The sequence below is a fragment of the Flavobacterium sp. genome (genome assembly GCF_039916025.1).
Lineage (GTDB): Bacteria > Bacteroidota > Bacteroidia > Flavobacteriales > Flavobacteriaceae > Flavobacterium.
Window position 1 is genome coordinate 1 of the sequence record NZ_JBDSMB010000199.1, and the last position, 4,340, is coordinate 4,340.

Annotated in this window: 4 protein-coding genes; 1 reads left to right on the forward strand and 3 read right to left on the reverse strand. The window is 33.7% G+C overall.

What is annotated here, in order from left to right:
* The 3 genes from ABIQ27_RS14280 to surE all read right to left on the reverse strand — a co-directional run.
* Window positions 1–427, reverse strand: a 427-nt coding sequence (locus ABIQ27_RS14280; RefSeq protein ID WP_348034591.1) for an NlpC/P60 family protein, incomplete at its 3' end; no start/stop codon positions are given.
* Between the two features lie 38 nt (window positions 428–465).
* Window positions 466–1,587, reverse strand: a complete 1,122-nt coding sequence (gene lpxB, locus ABIQ27_RS14285) for a lipid-A-disaccharide synthase (protein ID WP_348034592.1) — start codon at window positions 1,585–1,587, stop codon at window positions 466–468.
* Window positions 1,588–1,654: 67 nt separating this feature from the next.
* A complete protein-coding gene (gene surE, locus ABIQ27_RS14290; protein WP_348034593.1) occupies window positions 1,655–2,425 on the reverse strand; it encodes a 5'/3'-nucleotidase SurE in 771 nt (256 codons plus the stop codon).
* 204 nt (window positions 2,426–2,629) lie between these two features.
* Here surE and ABIQ27_RS14295 point away from each other — a divergent pair.
* Window positions 2,630–4,340, forward strand: a 1,711-nt coding sequence (locus ABIQ27_RS14295; RefSeq protein WP_348034594.1) for a S41 family peptidase, incomplete at its 3' end; no start/stop codon positions are given.

Sequence of the window (4,340 nt, forward strand, 5' to 3'; positions counted from 1 at the left end):
TTAAATCTCCTTTTTTAGCATTGTTGATGTCAATTTGTTTTCCGGCTTCAGCCATTTCGTATGAAGAACGTGGAAGTGTAATGTCAAACTTTTTAAAAGTAAAATACATTAAACCAGAGCAATCAAAACCTGATGAAGTTGTTCCGCCAGCACGATAAACTGTTCCTAAATTATCTGAAGCTACATTGGTAAGCTGGTCGGCAAGGTAACTATTGGTATCCTCTTCAATAAAAATATCAGTTGCATTTTTATCGTTAAGTGGATATTTATTTTTAGTATCTTTTTTCTTTGGATCGGTATTAGATTCTTTCACCAAATTACTGTAAGAACTAATTTCAGTTAAAATATCATGTCTGATTGTATTGGCGGCAAAGGAACTGCCGCTACATATAATTGAAAAAAGAGCTATTTTAAGTTTGTTTGTCATTTAATAAGTCTGGTTTACAAATATAATCTTTTATGCACTTAAACCAAATTTTTTAACACTTTAACGATTTTTTTAGCTGTTTTTTCACTCGCGCCAATGCCACCAAGCTTAGTTTCAAGCGCATCATATTTTTTTAACAGTGCTTTTCTATGGTTTTCTTCAAATAATTTAGAAAGCTCTTTTTTTAAGTTTTGTGAATTGAATTTATCCTGAATAAGTTCTGTCACAACTTCTTCATCCATAATCAAATTCACTAACGAAATATACTTTAAGGTAATTATCCTTTTGGCAATTTGATAGGACGCCCAACTTCCTTTATAACAAACAACTTCGGGCACTTTGAATAAGGCAGTTTCCAAAGTTGCTGTTCCGGAAGTTACCAATGCTGCTGTTGCAATACTTAATAAGTCATACGTTTTATTCGAAATGAATTTGACGTTTTTGGTTGTCAAAAATTGTTTGTAAAAATGATATTCCTGACTTGGTGCGCCGGCAATTACGAATTGATATTCAGGAAAATCACTCACTATGCTCAACATAACGCTTAGCATTTTCGAAATTTCCTGTTTACGGCTTCCGGGAAGTATTGCAATAATGGGTTTTTCGTCTAGATTATTATCTTTTCTAAAAGTTGCTTCATCTGTTTTTATTCTGTTATGAATTGCATCAATTAAAGGATGACCAACAAAATCAACAGGAAAATGATGCTTGACCTCAAAAAAATCTTTTTCAAAAGGAAGAATGACAAACAGTTTGTCAAAATCTCTTTTTACAGCTTTTATACGGTTTTCTTTCCATGCCCAAATTTGAGGCGCAATATAATAATGAGTTTTGATGCCTTTTAATTTTGCCCATTTGGCAATTCGCATGTTGAAACCCGGATAATCAATAAAAATAATCACATCTGGATTAAATTTTTCAATGTCGGCTTTACAAATTTTGATGTTATTCAGAATAGTTTTTAAGTTCATCGCTACTTCTGCAAAACCCATAAACGCTAATTCACGATAATGTTTTACTAAAGTTCCACCAACATTTTGCATCAAATCGCCACCCCAAAATCTAATATCGGCTGAAGTATCTTCTTTGTAAAGTGCTTTCATCAAATTTGAACCGTGTAAATCTCCCGAAGCTTCGCCAGCTATAATGTAGTATTTCATTTTACGCGTGTTTATTTTTTATTGGTGTAAAATGCAGTCGCTGTTGCTCGTGCCATTATTTATAAATTTATAAATCCCAGGAATTTAATTGTTGAATTGCATGATGCGCCGTCAAATCAAACTGCACCGGAACTATGGAAATATAACCATTAGAAAGTGCCCATTCGTCGGTATCTTCACCTTTATCAAGGTTTACAAATTCACCTGAAAGCCAATAATAATCTTTACCAAAAGGTGTTTTTCGTTTGTCAAATTTCTCCATCCAGATTGCTTTCGCCTGACGGCAAATCTTGATTCCTTTAATTTTTTCAAATTTTAGCTTTGGAAAATTAACATTCAAAACAGTTCCTTCTGATAGTTTTTTTGCTAAAACTTCTAAGGCTATTTTTTTGATATAAGGTTTTATTTGTTCAAAATCGGCGTTCCAGTCATAATCCAATAAAGAAAAACCAATAGCGGGAATTCCTTCAATTCCGGCCTCGACAGCTGCGCTCATTGTGCCGGAATAAATAACATTAATCGAAGAATTTGAACCATGATTGATTCCTGAAACACATAAATCGGGTTTCTTTTTCAGAATTTCATTCACTGCTAATTTTACACAATCTACCGGGGTTCCGGAACAGCTGTATTCTGTTATAGCAGAATTTTCGGCCGAAACTTTGTCCAGATACAAAGTGTTGTTGATTGTAATTGCATGTCCCATAGCGCTCTGCGGACTATCAGGAGCCACAACAATCACATCGCCAATTTCTGCCATAACGGCAATTAGAGCGCGAATTCCCGGAGCATTTATGCCGTCATCATTTGTAATTAAAATGGTAGGTTTGATGGTCATTTTTTGAATTTATGTAACCAGCACAAATTTTGTGCGACTTATGTTAAGGCAAAATTAAACTATTTTTAAGATTTGTATAACAGCATTTTCATAACTTTGAACCTGCATGCGATGTAAATCACTGAGAATAACGATTTTTAACAAAAATTTATCTCGATTAGAAATTCGTGGCATAGTTTTTTGTTTACTTTAGACCAATAATTAATGAATAAAATAATTCAATATATGAAAAGGAACTATAAAATACTTATGATAGTGGGTGCCTTGTCTTTGGCACTTTTGAGTTTTGTACCAATTGAGAAAGCTATTAGAAGTTTTACGCAGGAGAAATCTTCCGACCCTGAGAAAGATAAAATGTTGATAGAATTATTGACTTTTGTTATCGAAAAAGGACATTACAATCCGGCAGCTATAGATGATACCTTTTCAAAAGGTGTCTACAAAGATTATCTGAATGCATTAGATCCTTCTAAACGATTCTTTTTGCAATCCGATATTGATGAATTTGCCAAGTATGAAACTCAAATAGATGACCAAATTAAAAACAAAGATTTGACCTTTTTTGATTTGACATACACCCGATTAATGCAAAGAATGGAAGAAAGTAAAGCTTATTATAAATTGGCTTTAGAAAAACCATTTGATTACAAAAAATTAGAATCTATAAATACAGATTACGAGAAATTGCCATTTTCGAAAAATGTTGAAGAACTAAAAGAAAGATGGCGTCAGCAAGTAAAATTATCTACGTTGTCCTCATTAGTTGAAAAGCAAAAATTAGAAGAAGATTTAGCTAAAGACAAGAACAAAACTTTAGAAGAAAAATTAAAAGACTTTAGAGAAAATCAAGGCGACAAACTTACACCTGAATTAGAAAAGAAATTTATTTCAGATGTGGAGAAAAGAAAAAACCAAGCGCCAAAAACTTATGAGCAATTAGAAAAAGAAACTAGAGAAAGCACATTAAATTCTTTGAATGACAATTTCAATTTCATAAAAGACCTTGATAGAGAAGATTGGTTTTCAATTTATGTGAATGCTATAGCTTCTCGTTTTGACCCGCATACTTCTTATTTCGCGCCAAGCGAAAAAGAAAAATTTGATGTTAGTATGAGCGGGAAATTAGAAGGAATTGGAGCTCGTTTGCAAAAGAAAAATGACTTTACCGAAATTACAGAGTTAATTTCCGGTGGGCCAGCCTGGAGAGGGAAAGAGCTTGAATCGGGAGATATAGTTTTAAAAGTTGCTCAAGCTGATGGAGAACCTGTTGATGTTGTGGGAATGCGTTTAGACGATGTTGTCAAAAAAATAAAGGGACCAAAAGGCACAGAAGTTCGTTTGACCGTTAAGAAAACGGATGGATCAATCAAAGTTATTACCATTATTCGCGACGAAGTAGAAATTGAAGAAACTTATGTAAAATCAAGCGTTGTAGAGAAAGATGGATTTAAATATGGGATAATTTATTTACCAAAATTCTATATTGATTTTGAAGATCAAAACAGTCGTGATGCCGGAAAAGATGTAGCGATAGAAGTAGAGCGATTGAAAAAAGAAGGAGTTCAAGGTATCGTTATGGATGTTAGGGATAATGGAGGAGGTTCTTTAAAAACCGTTGTAGATATTGCCGGATTATTTATTGACCAGGGACCAATTGTTCAGATTAAATCAGCAGCTGGAAAAAAAGAAGTCTTGTATGACAGAGATGCGAAAGTACAATGGGACGGCCCATTAGTGGTTATGATTAATGAATTTTCTGCTTCTGCTTCAGAGATTTTAGCAGCAGCAATTCAGGACTACAAACGTGGTGTAATCATTGGAAGCAAACAGTCTTATGGTAAAGGAACCGTTCAAAATGTAATTGATTTAAATCAATTCGTTCGTGGAAGCACTTATGGAGATTTGGGTGCGTTGA